Origin of the sequence: Janthinobacterium sp. PLB04 (assembly GCF_021165895.1) — a bacterium.
GTDB lineage: Bacteria > Pseudomonadota > Gammaproteobacteria > Burkholderiales > Burkholderiaceae_D > Janthinobacterium > Janthinobacterium lividum.
Genome location: NZ_CP088968.1, coordinates 1,590,173 through 1,607,829 on the forward strand (window position 1 = coordinate 1,590,173; position 17,657 = coordinate 1,607,829).

Consider the following 17,657-nt stretch of genomic DNA (forward strand, 5'->3'; position numbering starts at 1 on the left):
ATGAAAATGATCGACGCCACAAGTGCGGAAGCGCAATCAGCCGACCTGACGGCGGCCAACATCATGCAGATCAAGGCGCTGTTTCCTGAGCTGATCACCGAAGGGGCGAACGGCGTTGCCGTGAACGTTGACGTGCTCAAAGCGCTGGTGGGCGATAAGACCGCGACCGATGCCGAAGAGAAGTACGGCCTCAACTGGCATGGCAAGCGACAGGCACGTAAGCTGGCCCTCACGCCGAGCGCAGGTACGCTCCGACCATGCCCTGAGGACAGCGTTGATTGGGATACGACGCAGAACGTGATGGTTGAGGGCGACAATCTGGAGGTGCTCAAACTTCTGCAAAAGAGTTACGCGGGTAAGGTCAAGCTAATCTATATCGACCCGCCATATAACACCGGTAAAGACTTCGTTTACCCGGACAACTTTCAAGATAGCATAAAGAACTATTTGGAACTGACTGGGCAGGCTGAAGGGGGACGAAGGATCAGCAGCAACACCGATGCCAGTGGACGTTTCCACACCGACTGGCTGAACATGATCTATCCGCGCCTTCGTCTGGCGCGAGAGCTTCTCTCTCAGGAGGGGGCGATCTTCATCTCTATTGACGACAACGAAGCCCCCGCTCTACGGAAGGTCGCCGATGAAATCTTTGGTGAAGAAAACTTTGTAGCTTGCTGTGTTTGGCAAAAAAGGTACTCGCGGGAGAACCGGGGAGCTATCGGGGACGCGCACGAGTATTTAATTGTTTACGCACGAGATTTTGACTACTTTCAGCGCGTTCGGGGACTGATTGCCCCCACGGAAGAGCAGACAGCTGTGTATCGAAACTCTAACAACGACCCAAAGGGAAGGTGGCGGCCAGTTCCGATGACCGCACAAGGATACCGACCAAACCAGATGTACGAGGTCGTGACGCCTTCCGGTGCGCGCCATCGTCCACCAGAGGGACGATGCTGGGGAATGATTGAGCGCGAATACTTTAAGCTCGTCGAGCAAGGTCGCATTTACTACGGCAAGGACGGTAGTGCGCAACCGAACGTCATTCGATACCTCACAGAACTCGAAGGATTGGTTCCTTGGACTTGGTGGCCGGCGAGTGAAGTCGGCCACACGGACGAGGCTCGAAAAGAGATTCAGACCATCTTTGGTAGTCAGTCTGTCTTTGACACTCCTAAGCCAACAAGGCTATTGCAGCGTGTACTTGAAATTGGAACTGATCCATCAAGTGATGATGTCGTCTTAGATTTTTTCGCTGGGTCAGGAACGATGGGCGAAGCAGTATTTCGACAGAATCTGAAGGATGGCGGACGCAGGAGATTTATTGCGGTTCAGCTACCCGAGCCGATTGCGGAAGGTGATTACGCGACAGTTGCAGACATCACCAAAGGGCGTTTGCGGCAGGCCGCTAAGGCGCTTAAGCCATCTGCTCCTGCCGGAGCAGACTTGGGATTTAGGGTTTTCAGCCTGGATACCTCGAATATTCGCGCCTGGGTTCCCAATTCTAGCGACCTTGTTCAATCGCTGCTCGACAGTCAGGATCATCTTCTCGAGGATCGAAGCGAGTCAGACCTGCTTTATGAACTGCTCCTCAAGTTTGGCCTCGATTTATGCGTGCCAATCAGCCACCAAGCCATAGCCGGGAAAGATGTCTACGCTGTGGGCAACGGTATATTGATGGCTTGTCTGACACCTGGGATCGGAGCGGCCGAAGTGGAGGCATTGGCCCAAGGAATCGTTAGCTGGCATAAGGAGTTAGCACCTTCCGGCGACACAACCTGCGTATTCTGCGACAGTTCCTTCGCCGATGACGTGGCTAAAACCAACATGGCTGCCATCCTCGTACAGAACGGCATTCAGAACGTGCGCAGTCTGTGAGGCCAGGACGATGAAACTTCACTTTGAGCCGAACCTCGACTACCAACTCCAAGCCATTGAGGCCATCTGCGAACTGTTTCGAGGTCAAGAATCCTGCCGCACCGAATTCACGGTGACAATGAAGCTGCCCGACCAGCAGTTGACGCTGGGCGTGGCCGATACCGACCTCGGCGTGGGCAATCGACTGACATTGCTGGACGATCAACTGCTTCGGAACCTGCGGGACGTTCAATTGCGCGGTGGCCTGGCGCCGTCTGGCGTGCTGGCCTCTGGTGACTTCACTGTCGAAATGGAGACGGGCACTGGCAAGACCTACGTCTACCTGCGCACGATCTTCGAGCTGAACAAGCGGTACGGATTTACTAAGTTCGTCATCGTGGTGCCCTCGGTTGCGATTAAGGAAGGAGTCTACAAGTCGCTCCAGATCACCGAAGACCACTTCAAGGGGATTTATGCCGGAGTGCCGGTGGACTTCTTCCTCTACGACTCCAGCAAGCTGGGACAGGTGCGCAACTTCGCCACCAGTTCTACCATCCAAGTGATGGTTGTTACGGTTGGCGCCATCAACAAAAAGGACGTGAACAATCTCTACAAGGACAACGAGAGGACGGGCGGTGAGAAGCCCATTGACCTAATTAAAGCTACGTGCCCCATCGTCATCGTGGACGAACCGCAGAGTGTGGACGGTGGCCTTACGGGCGCCGGCAAGACCGCGCTGGACGCGATGAACCCTCTGTGCACGCTGCGCTATTCCGCCACGCACGCCAACAAGCACCACATGGTGTTCCGCCTCGATGCGCTGGACGCCTACGAACGCAAGCTGGTAAAGCAAATCGAGGTGGCAGCGGCCACCATTGAAGACGCGCACAACAAGGCCTTTGTGCGACTGGTATCGGTCAGCAACAAGCGTGGCAGCATCAGCGCGAAGGTCGAGCTAGATGTAAAGACCGCGACGGGCGTGAAGCGGCAGGAGATGCCGGTCAGCGACGGGGACGATCTGCAGCAGACCGCCAAGCGCGACATCTATGCCGACTTCCGCGTGGGCGAGATCAGCACGGCCAAGGGCGAAGAGTTCCTGGAGCTTCGCTACCCCGGTGGCGAAACTTTCCTGGCTCTCGGGCAGGCCTATGGCGACGTCGATGCCATGGCGGTGAAGCGCCAGATGATCCGCCGCACCATCCGCGAACATTTGGATAAGGAGAAGGTGCTCCGGCCAAAGGGCATCAAGGTGTTGTCGCTATTTTTCATCGACGCCGTGGAGCGTTACCGCCAGTACGACGCCAAGGGTAACCCGGTGAAAGGCGACTATGCCCGCATCTTCGAGGAAGAATACAGGAATGCGGCCAAGTTGCCGGCCTACCAGAGCCTGTTCGCCGAAGTGGATTTGATCCACGCCGTCGAAGAAGTGCACAACGGTTACTTCTCCATTGACAAGAAGGGCGGCTGGTCAGACACGGCCGAGAACAACGCCGGCAACCGCGACAACGCCGAGCGGGCCTACAACCTGATCATGAAGGACAAGGAGAAATTGCTTGCCTTTGAAACGCCGCTGAAATTCATCTTTTCACACTCTGCACTGAAGGAGGGGTGGGACAACCCCAACGTCTTCCAGATTTGCACGCTACGGGAAATGGGCACCGAGCGCGAGCGCCGACAGACCATTGGCCGGGGTCTGCGGCTGTGCGTGAATCAACATGGCGAGCGGGTGCGCGGCTTCGAGGTTAATCGGTTGACCGTCATCGCCACCGAGTCCTACGAGCAGTTCGCCGAGAACCTGCAAAAGGAGATCGAGGCCGACACGGGAATCCGATTCGGCATTCTGGAACAGCACCAATTTGCAGGCATCGCCATCAAGGGGGACGATGGCACGCTCTCCCCGCTGGGCGTGGACCAGTCCAAAACCCTGTGGGAGCACCTGAAGGCGGCTGGACACGTCGATGCCAAGGGCAAGGTGCAGGACTCGCTGAGGCTGGCCCTGAAGGACGGTACCTTGGCACTGCCCGCGGTCTTCGACGCGCATCGCGGCCAGATTTCCGAAGTGCTACGCAAGGTTTTGGGTCGGCTCGAAGTCAAGAACGCCGACGAGCGCAGGGCCGCGCCGCTGCGCAAGGACAAAGACGGCAAGGCCGTCTATCTGTCTGATGATTTCAAGGCGCTGTGGAACCGCATCAAGCACAAGACCACCTACCGGGTGCAGTTCGACAATGCCAAGTTGCTGCAGGACTGCATAGCCGAACTGAAGAAGGCCCCGGCCATCGCTAAGGCGCGACTGCAGTGGCGCAAGGCCGACATTTCCATCGGCCAGGCTGGTGTACTGGCCACCGAGAAGGAAGGCGCTGCGACCGTGGTGCTGGAGGAGGGCGACATTGAGTTGCCAGATTTGCTGACCGATTTGCAGGATCGCACCCAGCTCACGCGGCGCAGCATCATCGCCATCCTGACCGGCAGCGGTCGGTTGGACGACTTTAAGCGCAACCCGCAGCAGTTCATCGAGCAGACGGCCGAGGTCATCATCCGCTGCAAGCGCTTGGCACTGGTAGATGGAATCAAGTACCAGAGGATTGGCGACGAACACTTCTACGCTCAGGAGCTGTTCGCCAAGGACGAGTTGACCGGCTACCTGCGCAATATGTTACTGGATACCAAGCGGTCAATCTACGAGCACGTCATCTACGACTCGAACACAGAGCGCGACTTCGCTGATGCCTTGGAGAAGAACCACGGCGTGGTGCTGTATGCGAAGTTGCCTAGCTGGTTCAAGGTGCCCACGCCACTGGGGCCTTATAACCCAGACTGGGCTATCCTGTTCGACGAAGACGGCACGCAGCGTTTGTACTTCGTCGTGGAGACCAAGAGCAGCCTGTTCACCGACGACTTGCGGCGCAAGGAAGATGCCAAGATCGCGTGTGGCAAGGCGCACTTCGCGGCGCTTGGAGTTGGTGAGAATCCGGTCCACTACCTTGTAGCGACCTCTTTCGGCGACGTGCTCAAGACGATGGAATAAGTCGGCTTATGCAATCGAAGCAGTGCTGTTTAATGCTGAGGTGTTTAATTCGCTGCGCGGCACGCCTGGAAGGGCGGCTCGCGCAGTTGTTTTATCCGACGCGATAATAGGCGGCGGCCGTTCCTGTAGTGGTTTAATGTACCCGGACATTGATTTAGGCGAGAATGTTCGCCATGGAGAGGTGTTTGATGAGCAAGCAAAGACGTACGTTTTCCCCTGAGTTCAAACAGCAGGCGGCATGCCTGATACTGGATCAAGGATATAGCCATACGGAGGCAAGCCGGTCGGTCGGCATCGGCGAATCAGTTTAATCACGGATTGGCACCGGCCATCGCCGAAGAAAAACTTAACGTAGTCTCCGGGATGGGTTGACCACTACACGGTGCAATTAAGCAACTTATCAGTAAGGGCATAATTGAGGGTAATCCTCAATTTACAACCCGTTAAAATTAACCGTCCATAAGCATTGCCAACTAGGATTCGAATCCCCCTCTCGGGTAGCTTTTTCTTTTTCGTCTGTACGCGGAGAGAAGCACTTCGTTCCGCAGGCGTATGGCAGTGCCCTGCGGATTCCGTGCTTCTCCCTGCACGGGGGGATTCGAAGGAGCGGGCTTACGGACCCGGCCCTCTCCGAATCGACCAACTGCCGCCGCTGCGCGGCAGTCCCGCGCGTTCGTGGTTCTAATCAGCTTTGTGAATGAGCATGCTTTTACGGCGCCTAGCGCAACAGTTCTTGTCCAAATGGCGGACCTGCCCCCGCGTCTATGCCGGCATACCGCCTGATGCTTTCATACTAAAGCAGCCAACTTCTGCCACTGTAATCCGCGAAGGTGACCTAACCTGCCAAAACCGCCGAAAGAATCGACCGGCGAAGCACAGTCCTTTCGGCATCGATGCCACGCTGTGAAAACGCCGGCGGCAACGCGACATCATCCGTTGCAGTGTTGCCTGGCGAAGCCGTTTCCTTTACCAGCATGCTGGCGCTATTCTCGACCTCGAAGTACTCGTCCCAATGCACTGGAACCTGATGGGAGCGGCCATCTCCGCCTCTGACCGAGACGTAGTGGGTGCGCGCGACGCTGCGGAAGCCGCTGGCCGTTACATGCACTTTCTGCGATCCGTCGGCCTCCTGGTGCATGGTTGTCTTCAGGATACTTCGCGTGACGCATTCGGGATGCTTGAACATCGCCTCGCCGTGGTAATTGGCAATCGCTTCATGCTCCCAGAAGCAGGGTTTGTGCGAATACGTGTCTTGATAGATGTCCGAGTGCGGCCGATGCTGTTGGTACAATGGGATGGCTAGCAGCGGGGCGATCCCAAAGTAGAACGACTTGAAGAAATCGTTGTGATAGGCGTTGAAAAACATGCGCGCCTGGGCCAGTTCGTAGGCGAAAAATTTCTCCGGGGCGCCGCTGATATCGGTAGCGCGCATATGTCCCGATTCCAGCACGTTGATCATGCGGGTTTTTTCGAATACGAATGTGTCGCCAAAACCTGTTTGACTATCCTTGAGCAGCTTGAGCATTTCCTGTTGCGCCAACGGCGTGAACAACAGCCGGAACTGTACTTCATGGTTGCGGTCCGTGGCATCGAACAAGGCGTCGAATTCGCGGTTGGCCATTACCGTAAAATTATGCCCCTCGTCGACATCGCGGGATTTTTCCTCCAGCTTCTTGATGGCGCGATTCTTCCGCCATTTGTCGAAGAAGCCGTCCTCCAGGCGGGAAAGTTTTGACGGGTGACGGCTGAACACGAGATCCGGCGCCGCTTCGTTGCCGTAGACGATAAACGTCTGGTTTTCGTACTCGGGCAGCGGACGCTCGATCGATGCCCGCAGAGTTTCGTGGCGGGTTCTGGTTTCCGATTTGCCTTGCGAATTGCGGTACTGTTCCGTCCAGCTGATGGCCAGCGAGCCATGGTATGTCTTGCTGCCTATCGAGTGTGACAAGGTGCGTGCAAGAATGAACGGGTTGCCGTTCAGTACGCCGCTGTGCGAGAACTCGATCGAGTGGTTGTCACCAAGATTGCCATACCAGCCAAAGCTGTTGCGCAGCTCTTCCATGCGGCCGTTGCTGAAATACGGGTCGAATGCGATGCGAGGCACTGTTTGTTGCATCAGCTTCGCCACGATATCCCAGTCGTACAGGCTGTTCAGCGGCACCATCTGGCCCCAGGCCACGGCACGCTTTTCGTCGCAGGCTTTCTGCAGCCGCTTTAACTGCGCGTCGGAATCGTTGATGATGCGGTTGAGCGTAGGAATCGCAACGGCAAGCGCAATCGCCGGGACCATGAGCCATGGCCATGCGTGATAGGCGTAAATATAGATTGCCGCCAGCAGCGCGGCCACGATGCTGGCGCCGCGCAGGATACGCCACCATTTGTTGCTGGACCCGGCGCCCGCGGCCTGCTTTTCGAGCACGCGTAGTTCCTGCACCGTCGTGATGTTGGCATTCTCATCCACGCCGGAACGGCGCACGAGGTCTTCGAAAAAGTCCGACGTATTGCTGGCGTGAGCATTTTTGAAATGGAAAGAATACTGCTCCAATGGTTCATGGACGTCGTTGATCAAAAGAAGACGCTCCGGGCGGCAGCCTTGGTTTCGGCGGAGGCAGTGAAAGGAATGCGCGTGGTATAACCTTGGCGCGCCGCAACGATCTGCTTGGTCGGCCAGGCAAAGACGTCCTGGTTCCACATGCCGACGGTATCGTTATACAGCGTGCGCGCGGCGGTCACTTCCTTTTGCAGATAACTGTTCTGGCGCATGGCATCGGCGATGACGGCTTGTGCCTTCAGATCCGGGTAGGCTTCGCACGCCAGGCTGATGCGGGAAAAAATCCCGTCGATTTTCTGGGATGCCTGATTGCGTTCGGCATCGGCGTTGTGTCCGCTCCGGTAAGCCGCTACCGACTTCATCACGTCCTTGTCGAGGTCGATCGCTTTTGCGACCAGGCCAACCACGTTGTTCAGGACGACGACGCGCTGTTCCAGGTAATTGTCGATCTGTGAAGCATCGGCCTGGATTTTCTGCTGCAGCTTGCGCAGATACGCCAGGGCGGAGATCTTCATGAACAGGAAGACCAGGCCCGGCAGTGCCCCCAGCACCAGGAGTGCCAAGCCGTACGTTTGCGGCAGCGCACCGGTCAGCAGCGCCAAGCCTCCGATCAGCGGAAGGACCGCCCACAGGGCGATTTCAAATATGAGCGACCCGGTGCCGACTTGGACGGAAATCTGCTTGCTGATGACGTTGATGTCGCGCCCCTGTTCATTTATCGGGCCAGTTACTTCGTCCAAATCATTTGCCATGCTTGAAAATCCTTTGTAGTGAGTGTTTTTGATTGAGCGTATCTCGCTCGGTTGCAAAATATGTCGCTTCAGCTTTTGACGTGCGGGAGCGGAATGTCGATGTATCGTGTAAGTTTCCTAAAATTAATTTTTTTGTCATCATATCTTGAAGGATGAAATCCAATCAAGGGCGGTCAAGCTGATATTGCATGTGAAGTTTCGGGAAATTCCTGGACACTTTCCGGTGCGGCCAATTTTCAGTCAGCCATTTGCATAAACCCGGCGGCAGAAAGGCGGGGCACTGGGTAACGGAAGCCGGCTCCCAGCCGGCCATAGCCGCCCAATAGATTCATTCCAGGCCTGCAGGCAATTCCCGCCCTCCACCGTATCTTCGGCTGCGCCAGACCAGACTTTGCGGAGAAATAAATGATCAAGAATTTTCTAAGGCTCTGCCATCGGCAGATAGAGGAAATACAGGAAGTGACTGCAATGCAGCGGTGAAGTAACGCTGTCGGGCAGGATGAACGACGGTGTTATCTTTTGCGAATTTATTTACAGGAATGCCAGCACGGCCGGGCAGAACGATATCGATTGCCGTTGACATTGGCGCTATCGCTTCGCGGTATGCCTATAAAGCATTAACATCCTTAGCAAGCGGGATTGCCGTTCGGTTAACGAAAAAAGCCCGCCAAAGCGGGCCTTCTTACTCTACAACCAAACCAAAAGCTCAGAACTGGTTCATCGTATTGTCTTTACCAGCCGCCTTCAGCGCCGCTTCGCCGCTGAAGTAATCCTTGTGATCGTCGCCGATGTCCGAGCCGGACATGTTTTGATGTTTCACGCAGGCGATGCCCTGGCGGATTTCCTTGCGCTGCACGCCGGCCACGTAGCCCAGCATGCCCTGGTCGCCGAAGTATTCCTTGGCCAGGTTGTCGGTCGACAAGGCTGCCGTGTGGTAGGTCGGCAGGGTGATCAGGTGGTGGAAGATGCCGGCTTCGCGGGCCGAGTCGGCCTGGAAGGTGCGGATTTTCTCGTCGGCGGCGATCGCCAGTTCCGTCTGGTCATATTCCACGCTCATCAGCTGGGCGCGGTCGTAGGCGGACACGTCCTTGCCTGCCGCTTTCATGCCGTCGAAGATTTGCTGGCGGAAGTTCAGGGTCCAGTTGAACGACGGGCTGTTGTTGTACACCAGCTTGGCATTCGGGATGACCTTGCGGATTTCGCTGACCATGCCGCCGATTTGCGCGATATGCGGTTTTTCCGTTTCGATCCACAGCAGGTCGGCGCCGTTTTGCAGCGAGGTGATGCAGTCGAGCACGCAACGCTCTTCGCCGGAACCGGCACGGAACTGGAACAGGTTGCTCGGCAGGCGTTTCGGACGCAGCAGCTTGCCTTCGCGCTTGATGATGACGTCGCCATTGCCCAGCGCGTCGGCCGACACTTCTTCGCAGTCGAGGAAGGAGTTGTATTGGTCGCCCAGGTCGCCTGGCTCGTTGGTGACGGCGATCTGCTTGGTCAGGCCGGCGCCCAGCGAATCGGTACGGGCAACGATGATGCCGTCGTCCACGCCCAGTTCCAGGAAGGCGTAGCGGATGGCGCGGATCTTGGCCAGGAAGTCTTCGTGCGGCACCGTGACTTTACCGTCCTGGTGGCCGCATTGTTTCTCGTCGGACACCTGGTTTTCGATCTGGATGCAGCAGGCGCCCGCTTCGATGAACTGTTTCGCCAGCAAATAGGTGGCTTCGGCATTGCCGAAACCGGCGTCGATGTCGGCGATGATGGGCACGACGTGGGTGACGTGGCCGTCGATCTTGGCCTGGATGGCTTGCTTGGCATCACCTTGGGCCGCGTCCAGCTGGCGGAACAGGCCGCCCAGTTCGCGGGCATCGGCCTGGCGCAGGAAGGTGTACAGCTCCTTGATCAAGGCGGAAACGGCGGTTTTCTCGTGCATCGACTGGTCCGGCAGCGGGCCGAACTCGGAGCGCAGGGCGGCAACCATCCAGCCTGACAGGTAGAGGTAGCGGCGGTCGGTGCTGTTGAAGTGCTTCTTGATCGAGATCATCTTCTGTTGACCGATGAAACCATGCCAGCAACCGAGCGACTGGGTGTACTTGGATGGGTCCGCATCATAGGCGGCCATGTCGTTGCGCATGATCTTTGCCGTGTACTTGGCGATGTCCAGGCCGGTCTTGAACTTGTTCTGTGCGCGCATGCGGGCGGCGGACTCGGGATTGATGGCGTTCCAGGCGCTACCTTGTTGGTCTTTCAAACCAGCAACAGTCTTGATGTCGTCTTGATATTGGGACATGTGAATCTCCTAAAAAGAAAAGCTATGTTTGAGAAAATCGCCGAGTGCGCCACAACGTCTTGTCGAAGCAAACTGCATGACTAAATAGTAGGCCGATTCGCGCCGATCTTCAAGTCTTATATAAGACATATAACTTAAATTTAATCGTTCTTTTTCAACGACTTAATTATAATTTTTCAGGATGTGAAATGAATTTTCAAAAAGTGAGAGCATTAATGGATGAGTCTGCCGTTTGAAATCCCGCGATGTGAAACGCCTTTTCAGATTTTGGTGCAGCGCGACAAATCAGGGCGAAAAAAAAGCCACCCGAAGGTGGCTTGGCTCGCTGGCGGCTGATTTAACGTCCCACCGTCTGCCGCTGGTCCTTGATGAACAGTGCCGTGAGCATGCCCACCACGCACACGCCGATCACGTAATAGGCGGGGCCCAGCACGTTGTTCTTCAGCATGAGGGTGACGACCACGGGTGTCAGGCCGCCGAAAATCGCGTACGACAAGTTGTAGGAAAACGACAGTCCCGAGAAGCGCACCTGGGCCGGGAACGCTTGCACCAGCACGTAGGGCACGGCGCCGACGACGCCGACGAACAGGCCCGTCATCGCGTACAGGGGCAGCAGCAGGTCGGGGCGGCTGCCGACGGTGGTGTAGAAGAGGTACGTGGAAATGGCCAGCAGCACGGAACCGACGAAGATCACGCGCTTGCCGCCCAGGCGGTCGGCCAGCATGCCGGCGATGATGCAACCGAAAGCCAGGCACAGGGTGGCAACGGTATTGGCCACCAGGGTGGTGCGCGGCGCGATGTGGTGGATCTTTTGCAGCAGGGCAGGCGTCATCAAAATGACGACGACGATGCCGGCCGACAGCATCCAGGTCAGCAGCATCGACACGACGACGGCGCCGCGGTGGCTGCGCAGCACGGATTTCAAGGGCATTTCCGTGGCCAGGGCCTTGCGCTGCTGCATTTCCGCAAACACCGGCGTTTCATGCAGCCAGCGGCGCAGATACATGGCGCCAAAGCCGAAGATGCCGCCCAGCAGGAATGGATAGCGCCAGGCGCCATCGGTGATTTCTTGCGGCGTGTACACGGTGTTCAAGCCCGTCGCCACGAGCGAACCGAGCAGGATGCCGACGGTCAGGCCGGCCGTCAGCACGCCGCAGGCAAAACCCGTGAAACGGCTGGGCACGTGTTCGGAGACAAACACCCAGGCGCCCGGCACTTCGCCGCCCACGGCCGCACCCTGGAAGATGCGCATCAACAGCAGCAGCAGCGGGGCGGCCAGGCCGATGGTGGCGTAGGTGGGCAGCAGGCCGATCAGCAGTGTCGGCACGGCCATCATCAGGATGGAGAGCGTGAACATGCGTTTGCGGCCCAGCAAGTCGCCGAAGTGGGCCATGACGATGCCGCCCAGGGGACGCACGACGTAGCCGGCGGCGAAGATGCCGAAGGTTTGCAGCAAACGCAGCCATTCCGGCATTTCCGGCGGGAAGAACAACTGGCCGATGGCGTTGGCAAAGAAAACGAAGATGATGAAATCGTAGAATTCCAGCGCGCCACCGAGGGCGGCCAGCGACAGGGTTTTATAGTCTTGCTGGGTGAGGGGACGCGTTGCGGCGTTGCTTGCGGCGGTGTCGGAAGTAGGCATGTGTCTCGTTCTTGTGTGTTATCGGAGATTGCCGGATCTAGCATACGCATTTCCGCCGCGTGAGTAAATGCTGTGGCAGGCGCGCGCGTAGGGGGAGCCGCCTCAGCTGTGCTTAATACAACGCCGCTATCATCGGCGTTGACTTCATTGGAAAGGACACAGTATGCATATCATGATCGTGGGCGCCAGCCGGGGCCTGGGACGCGCGCTGGTGGACGGTATGCTCGCTGACGGACATGCCGTCATCGGCGTATCGCGCCAGCAACCTGCCGACTTGCCCGCAGGCCAGGGGACGCAACTGCAATGGATCGCGGCGAACCTGGCGGCGCCGGCGGAGGCCGTCGAACGCATCGCGCGTGCAGCGCCCGCCGCGCTGGACGCGGTTATCTATAACCTGGGCGTGTGGGAAGAAAAAGCGTTCAGCGACGAGTATGCTTTTCTCGGCGATGCGGACGATGCCATCGTCGACATGGTCAATACCAACATTACGGCGACGATATTACTGCTCAAGCGCCTGGTGCCGAGATTGCTGGCCAGCAGCAAGCCGCAGCTGATACTCACGGGCTCGACGTCCGGCCTGCGCCAGAGCGGCCGCCCGGAAGTGACGTTCAGCGCGTCGAAATTCGCCTTGAACGGCATCGCCGACGCCTTGCGCGAAGGTTTCCGCGAACAGGGACTGGCCGTGACGGCGCTGCAACTCGGCTACCTGAATACCTACGATGGCTTGTCCGTGCCGCTGGCGGACGCTAGCGCGCGCGGCGAAGGCGAGCTGATACCCGTGCATGACGTCGTTGCCGTCGTGCGCACCTTGCTGAGCTTGTCGAACGCCTCGTTCGTGCGCGAACTGGTGATGCCGGCGCTGCGCGACGAGCGTTTCTGACTCTTAAGCGTCCTTGCCGTAGACCTCGGACCAGCCGAGATGCTCTTCCAGCCACTCGTCCACTTCCGAGCTATCCATGTGCATCAGGGCGGCGCCCAGCCGCAGCTTGCCCTTGGCCAGGGCCAGCACGGCGAACACGGATTCCAGCATGACGGGGTCGAGCTGGCCCTGCAAGTCGCGCGCGGCGATGGCGGGCAGTTGCGCCCAGGCATCGCGATAGCTGTCGGCCAGCCAGTCCGGCAGAGGCGGATTGTGCTGGCGGTGGCGCTCGATTTCAATCAGGGCGATGAGCGCATAGAAATCTTCCTCGCGCGACTCGGCGCCGCCCAACATGTGCACGAGCTGGGGCACGGCAGCATACGAGGCGACGCCCACGTCGCCCTGGTGGTGCAACTCTTCCCATAGCTCATGCCACACGTCTTCGCCCGCCTGCATGGCCTTGAGCGCCTCGGCCACGTCGTAAGGTACGCGGTAGCCGCCTTCCAGGGTGGGCCAGAGGGGATCGTCGAGTGATAACAGCATGGTTTTCCTTGATGGGGCATCGCTCGCTTGAGCAAACGCGTACTATACAAGCACCCGGCGCACGCAGCGCGCATAGCCGTCAAACTCGCGCGCGTTCTGATAGGCGACGCCCGTGTCAAAATCCTTGCACCACGCTTCGTCCTTGATGTCGCCCCATTCGCTCGACCAGTGCCAGTTTGGCCGGAATGCATCTTTCAGCGTTGCATACAGCAAGGTCTGCTCGCGTCGATCCGGCAAGCTGTGGCCCAGACTGGCGGCCCAGTCTGATGCGGCTTGCCACGAGTTGTACTCCGACTCGAACTTGTCCGGCTGCAATACCAGATGGTAATCGGGCGCGTCATCCGTGCCGAGGATCAGGCCGGCATAGCGTTCGCCCTGCTGCAAAGGGACGGGCGCGGCGGCCGATGGCGGCAGCGCGACCCGGCGCACGGCGCAGGCGCGGCCCGAGTAGGTTTTGCGAAAGTTGTACTGGGTGCCGTTATCGAAATCGTGGCTCCAGGCCATGCGGGGCAGGATGGCGTCCGCTTCCGACGACCAGTACCAGGCGTCCGGGAAGACATGGCGCAAGTTGGCGTGCAGCAGGGCCAATTCGCTGCGCGTCGGCAGGCAGGCATCGCGTGCCGCGGCCCAGTCGAGCGCGGCTTGCCAGGGCAGGGCATCGGCTTCGCCGGGCAGCAGGAACAGCCGGTAGCCGGCACCGCCAGCGTGGCCAGGCATGATGCCCGCGTAGCGCTCGCCGTCAATGGCGCCCTGGTGGTTATGGCTGGCGCGCATACGCAAACATATGTTGTACATACTCGGCCTTGCCAAGCGGCACGCCGTTATGGCGCAGGATGTTATACGCCGTCACCAGGTGAAAATAGAACTGCGGCGTGGCCCAGTTGAGCGCGTATTCCTGGCCCGTCATGTCGAAGGTCAGTCCACCGGCCAGGGCGATCGACACTGGCTGCTGCGCGCCAGCGTCGATGGCTGCGCGGTCCGCCGAAGCGAGCATGGCCAAGGTGTCGTCGATCAGCACCTTGGCTTGCGGCATGTTGGCGGGCGTGGCGAGCAGGGGCAGAGCTTGCTGTGTCAGCCGGCACACGGCTTCCTGCGCCTGGGTACACGTGAATTCCACCTGGCGCGCCAGGGTGTGCATGTCGGGCGCCAGTCGCGCGTCGAGCAGATTTTGGGGATCGAAACCCAGCGTCTGGGCGCGTTCCTCGCCTTTATTTAACAGCGTCGTCAGGGAGCGCAGCATCTGTGCAAAGCAGGGTATGGTAATGGCGTAGACCGACATGCATATTCCTCAAGTAGTGATGTTGACAGGGAGTGGAAAGGCGCCCGGCCTTGACGGATGCCCCAGTACGCCAGGGCAATGGTCGAACCAGCCGTCGTCTTCTTCCTGTGCAATAAAGGCTGCGATCAGCGCTTGATGCGCTGGTGGCGCGGTGGCCAGCACGGTGTTGAAGCAGGTGATGGTCGAGGCGCTGGGCGTGCCGGCGCCGTTGGCGATACCGACAAGAAATTCTCCAGCCCAGTCGGGCAGGCTGGCGATCAGGCGCGGCAGTTCCTGTAGTAGTGCCGTGCAATACACTGTTTCACCGAAGCGCCAGGCGGCGCGGTTGGCGGTCTGATAGGCGCCGTAGTCGTGCTCGGCTTGCACGGATTGAAAAATGGCCAGTGCGAATTGCGCGCCTTCCGTGCCCGTCAGCGCATCGAGCATGGCGCAGTAGCGCTGGAAGCGCCGATGGGCCTCATCGGGCGGCGTGGAGGTATCGTCATCCTGGACGATGTTACCCACAATTAGAAGTTCGGCTTTCCAACGTTCGAATGATGATGGCATGGAGTGAATGAAATGATCGCGACGGGGCTGCCATTATGACTTATGCTGCCTTTGTCTGTAATTCTATTGATGGTGGCATATTTCCTTTCGATGAAAATGAATCATCCTTGTTTTCGTGTTTATCAATTGGATTGTCCATGGTGACTCATCGTTACAAATAAGGGTTGGTCGATGGTTTCGATACGATTATTTTTCTTTATTTGAAATGGATAATACGAAGACGGCGCTGGAATTAAGATATTTTTATGCCGTTCAATTCAGCGCTTGCCTATCATATTTTTTATTTATCATGAATAATTCGGGTCGAGTGAAATATCATTAACCTGATCGGAATATTACGTGAATAGTAGAATTTTATTTTATGCGCTGGCTTTTGCTGCCTTGTCGGCCTGTGGCGGCGGGAGCAATGACGCTGCGGACAATGGCGGCGTCGTGGCGCCACCCGTAACGCCCCCCGTCACCGTGGTCAATACGCAGCCAGTCGCGCAAGCCGGGCCCACCCAAAGCGTGGTGGTTGGTAGCGTCGTGACCCTGGATGCGAGTACCAGCTCCGACGCCAATGGCGATGCCTTGACCTATAAATGGGTGATGAGTTCCAAACCCGTCACCAGTGCCGCCGCCCTCGATTCCTTATCCGCGGTGAAACCGACCTTTACCGCCGATGTGGCTGGTACTTACATGGCCACTTTGCAGGTCAACGATGGCAAGATCAGCAGCGAGCTGTCTTCGGTCACGATCACCGCATCGGTAGCCAATGCACCGCCGGTCGCCAACGCGGGGCATGCAATGACCATCGTTGCGGGTATGGGCATCATGTTGGACGGTAGCGCAAGCAGCGATGCGAATGGCGATATCCTCACCTATAAATGGAGCCTGGTATCGAAGCCGGCCGGCAGTACTGCACGGATCGTGGATGCAAACTCCGTGCGTCCGTATGTCGACGTGGATTTGCCGGGTGCCTATGAACTGAGCCTAGTTGTCAATGATGGCAAGGTGGATAGTGCGCCGGCTTTCGTGACGACGACGGCGGTTGTCGGCAATGTCCGACCATTGGCCAATGCGGGCGTGGCGCAAAACGTGCTCAAAGGTAGCACCGTCATTCTCGACGGCAGCGCAAGTTCCGATGCGAATGGCGATGCCCTGACGTATTACTGGACCCTGACTTACCGTCCTGTGGGGAGTACTGCCACGTTGTCGTCCGCAACGCTGGTGAACCCCTCTTTTATCGCCGACAAGGCTGGCACGTATGTCGCCACGTTGCGTGTGTGGGACGCAGCGAGAATGAGCGATTCAATGAGCGTCACGATTACGGCGACGTCCACGAATGCCGCCCCGGTGGCGAATGCCGGGGTGGATCAGCGTGTGCAGGCAAGTGCGTATGGTGTGACCCTCGATGGCAGGGGTAGTTCGGATGCGGACGGCGACAATCTCAGTTATAAATGGACGTTCATCTCCGTGCCTGCAAATAGTATGCTGCAGCCATTTCCCGGCGAATGGGACCGCAGCCAGACAGTCAGCAGATTTTGGGCGAATGTGCCGGGAACCTATGTCGTCAGCCTTGTCGTCAATGACGGTACGGTCGACAGTGCCCCATCGACCGCCACCATTATTGCCACTGCAAGCTCGACCAATGTGGAGCCGAGGGCCAATGCGGGCATAGATCAGTTTGTCGCGCCAGGAACGACCGTGCGTTTGACGGGACTTGGCAGTACGGATGTGGAACACGATGTCTTGACATACCGCTGGCAATTGAGGAGCAAGCCTGCTGGCAGCGCGGCCGTGCTGTCATCGCTGACTGCCGCGCAGCCGACATTTTTCGCAGATATGGCCGGCAGTTATGTCGCGACATTAATCGTCAACGATGGCTCGGAGAATAGTCGCGAAGATAATATGGCGGTGACGGCGACGCCGAATCTGCTCAATTTGTACCAGGTGCAGGACAATGGGGCCGGTCCGGTCGACACGAAGGCCGGTTTGCCTTACCTCGCCAATGCGACGGTACATAAGTCGTGCTCGGGATCGTGTGCGGCCAACTTTACGGTCGATACCTTCAAGGTGGCCGCCGCCGGGACGAGCTTCATGATTACCCATGTGACGGCCGTCGACAGTACCGGCAAGGTCGTTCCAGCCATCGTCGGTCTGGTGTCGGGCCAGGTCATTCCTGCCGGCAGCAGCGCCACCTTCTCGCTGGTGTCGCCCAAGACGAATAGCGCAACTGCCAAACTGACGTACAAGTTCTTTGTGGCGGAAACGGGCCAGTCTTTCGTTTATAACGCCGACTTCACGTCAAATTAAGTGATGTAATATGGCGAATGCCGG

Annotated in this window: 12 protein-coding genes and 1 pseudogene; 5 read left to right on the plus strand and 8 right to left on the minus strand. The window is 58.0% G+C overall.

The features are described from left to right. From LSO07_RS06825 to LSO07_RS06835, 3 genes and pseudogenes are all read left to right on the plus strand, one after another. Complete coding sequence (locus LSO07_RS06825; RefSeq protein WP_151092961.1) at nt 1-1,875, plus strand: site-specific DNA-methyltransferase; 1,875 nt, start codon at nt 1-3, stop codon at nt 1,873-1,875. A 10-nt stretch (nt 1,876-1,885) separates the two neighbouring features. Then, nucleotides 1,886-4,879: a type III restriction-modification system endonuclease gene (locus LSO07_RS06830; protein ID WP_151092963.1), complete on the plus strand. Its 2,994-nt coding sequence runs from the start codon at nt 1,886-1,888 to the stop codon at nt 4,877-4,879. A 188-nt stretch (nt 4,880-5,067) separates the two neighbouring features. Beyond that, nucleotides 5,068-5,184, plus strand: a pseudogene (locus LSO07_RS06835) (transposase); the annotation flags it as partial. Between the two features lie 530 nt (nt 5,185-5,714). Here LSO07_RS06835 and LSO07_RS06840 read toward each other — a convergent pair. From LSO07_RS06840 to LSO07_RS06855, 4 genes are all read right to left on the minus strand, one after another. Then, a complete protein-coding gene (locus LSO07_RS06840; protein ID WP_151092965.1) occupies nt 5,715-7,448 on the minus strand; it encodes an MAG1210 family protein in 1,734 nt (577 codons plus the stop codon). Beyond that, entirely contained in the window at nt 7,445-8,182 is a 738-nt protein-coding gene (locus tag LSO07_RS06845; RefSeq protein ID WP_034784509.1) for a LemA family protein, read from the minus strand. The genes LSO07_RS06840 and LSO07_RS06845 overlap by 4 nt, the downstream gene beginning before the upstream one ends. 706 nt (nt 8,183-8,888) lie before the next feature. Then, nucleotides 8,889-10,469, minus strand: coding sequence for an isocitrate lyase (locus LSO07_RS06850; RefSeq protein ID WP_151092967.1), 1,581 nt, complete (start codon nt 10,467-10,469; stop codon nt 8,889-8,891). Nucleotides 10,470-10,806: 337 nt separating this feature from the next. Continuing rightward, complete coding sequence (locus LSO07_RS06855) at nt 10,807-12,111, minus strand: MFS transporter (RefSeq protein WP_092611746.1); 1,305 nt, start codon at nt 12,109-12,111, stop codon at nt 10,807-10,809. A gap of 163 nt (nt 12,112-12,274) precedes the next feature. Between LSO07_RS06855 and LSO07_RS06860 the strand changes: the two genes are divergently transcribed. Then, nucleotides 12,275-12,991 carry an SDR family NAD(P)-dependent oxidoreductase gene (locus LSO07_RS06860; RefSeq protein ID WP_151092969.1) on the plus strand — a complete coding sequence of 239 codons (717 nt, stop codon included), beginning with the start codon at nt 12,275-12,277 and terminating at the stop codon, nt 12,989-12,991. Nucleotides 12,992-12,994: 3 nt separating this feature from the next. Here LSO07_RS06860 and LSO07_RS06865 read toward each other — a convergent pair whose 3' ends face one another. Genes LSO07_RS06865 through LSO07_RS06880 form a run of 4 tightly spaced genes read right to left on the minus strand, consistent with a single transcriptional unit; the run spans nt 12,995 to nt 15,296 of the window. Further along, entirely contained in the window at nt 12,995-13,513 is a 519-nt protein-coding gene (locus LSO07_RS06865; RefSeq protein ID WP_052140322.1) for a hypothetical protein, read from the minus strand. Nucleotides 13,514-13,555: 42 nt separating this feature from the next. Beyond that, a complete protein-coding gene (locus LSO07_RS06870) occupies nt 13,556-14,287 on the minus strand; it encodes a DUF1566 domain-containing protein (protein ID WP_151092971.1) in 732 nt (243 codons plus the stop codon). Continuing rightward, the gene (locus tag LSO07_RS06875) at nt 14,271-14,792 is read right to left on the minus strand and encodes a DUF1993 domain-containing protein (RefSeq protein ID WP_151092973.1); all 522 of its coding nucleotides are present in this window, start codon (nt 14,790-14,792) and stop codon (nt 14,271-14,273) included. The genes LSO07_RS06870 and LSO07_RS06875 overlap by 17 nt, the downstream gene beginning before the upstream one ends. 9 nt (nt 14,793-14,801) lie before the next feature. Beyond that, nucleotides 14,802-15,296 (minus strand): hypothetical protein, encoded by a 495-nt coding sequence (locus LSO07_RS06880; RefSeq protein ID WP_151092975.1) that lies wholly within the window; start codon nt 15,294-15,296, stop codon nt 14,802-14,804. A gap of 381 nt (nt 15,297-15,677) precedes the next feature. Between LSO07_RS06880 and LSO07_RS06885 the strand changes: the two genes are divergently transcribed. Continuing rightward, the gene (locus tag LSO07_RS06885; protein ID WP_151092977.1) at nt 15,678-17,633 is read left to right on the plus strand and encodes a PKD domain-containing protein; all 1,956 of its coding nucleotides are present in this window, start codon (nt 15,678-15,680) and stop codon (nt 17,631-17,633) included. The last annotated feature ends 24 nt before the right edge of the window (nt 17,634-17,657 follow it).

Bases quoted from the DNA above. Each gene is read 5' to 3' on its own strand.
- LSO07_RS06825 (WP_151092961.1), top strand. From the start codon at position 1: ATGAAAATGATCGACGCCACAAGTGCGGAAGCGCAATCAGCCGACCTG.
- LSO07_RS06830 (WP_151092963.1), top strand. From the start codon at position 1,886: ATGAAACTTCACTTTGAGCCGAACCTCGACTACCAACTCCAAGCCATT.
- LSO07_RS06845 (WP_034784509.1), bottom strand. From the start codon at position 8,182: ATGGCAAATGATTTGGACGAAGTAACTGGCCCGATAAATGAACAGGGG.
- LSO07_RS06850 (WP_151092967.1), bottom strand. From the start codon at position 10,469: ATGTCCCAATATCAAGACGACATCAAGACTGTTGCTGGTTTGAAAGAC.
- LSO07_RS06855 (WP_092611746.1), bottom strand. From the start codon at position 12,111: ATGCCTACTTCCGACACCGCCGCAAGCAACGCCGCAACGCGTCCCCTC.
- LSO07_RS06860 (WP_151092969.1), top strand. From the start codon at position 12,275: ATGCATATCATGATCGTGGGCGCCAGCCGGGGCCTGGGACGCGCGCTG.
- LSO07_RS06865 (WP_052140322.1), bottom strand. From the start codon at position 13,513: ATGCTGTTATCACTCGACGATCCCCTCTGGCCCACCCTGGAAGGCGGC.
- LSO07_RS06870 (WP_151092971.1), bottom strand. From the start codon at position 14,287: ATGCGCGCCAGCCATAACCACCAGGGCGCCATTGACGGCGAGCGCTAC.
- LSO07_RS06875 (WP_151092973.1), bottom strand. From the start codon at position 14,792: ATGTCGGTCTACGCCATTACCATACCCTGCTTTGCACAGATGCTGCGC.